Annotated in this window: 1 protein-coding gene; it reads left to right on the forward strand. The window is 33.9% G+C overall.

What is annotated here, in order from left to right; all coding sequences use genetic code 11:
• The first annotated feature begins 213 nt into the window (after positions 1–213).
• A complete protein-coding gene (locus H4J66_RS01590; protein WP_182169678.1) occupies positions 214–603 on the forward strand; it encodes a hypothetical protein in 390 nt (129 codons plus the stop codon).
• Positions 604–719 lie beyond the last annotated feature (116 nt).

Here is a 719-nt window from a genome sequence, read left to right on the forward strand (position 1 = left end):
CTTGGGTATGCTGGTGTAGCGATCATTATCTTTCAATCTACAGAACTAATTTCAAGAATATTTGTGTAGGTATATATAACAAGAAATTCAACAAGGACTAAAAACAGCGGGCTGTTCGCTTCGCTACCATTTTAGCCCGCTATTTTTAGCCCGTTAATTGGGCGTTATGTGGCTTTCAGGTTTGGTGAATTAAAAGAGGTATTTGTGGTTCATTTGAAATTTTATTTACTTGGCTTAGTGACCTTCATCTTAAGTGGTTGGGAGCTTTATACTTCATTCTTGAATGGTCAACTTGGTGTGTTACATATCTTATTTTTAACTGTTGGTTTAGTTGGAGCTATATTTTGTTTTTTGGGTAAATTTCCTCAAATGGCTAAAAGGTTACTAACAGTGTTTTATTTTATTCAATTGGTTTTCATATACAGTGAATCCTTTAGTGTTAAGTTTGTTGCGAGTTTTGCATTCCCAGTTCATTATTTTTTGCGAAACGACAGTGGTTTACAGCAAACATTTAGTAATCCAACTGGCTTAGGTTTAAACTTGTTTGCTTTGCTAATGTTGTTTTTTGTATATAAAATTTATAGCGGTAAAACTGCCACATAACAAGTGACTATGGTGTCAATTCTTAATTATTGATTCATTTTTGGGTCCCAATAGACACCATCTCTCACCATCGAATTTAAGATCACAATCATTTTTCTAACACAGGCAATGATAGC

Origin of the sequence: Colwellia sp. MB3u-55 (genome assembly GCF_014076785.1) — a bacterium.
Taxonomy (GTDB): Bacteria; Pseudomonadota; Gammaproteobacteria; order Enterobacterales; family Alteromonadaceae; genus Colwellia_A.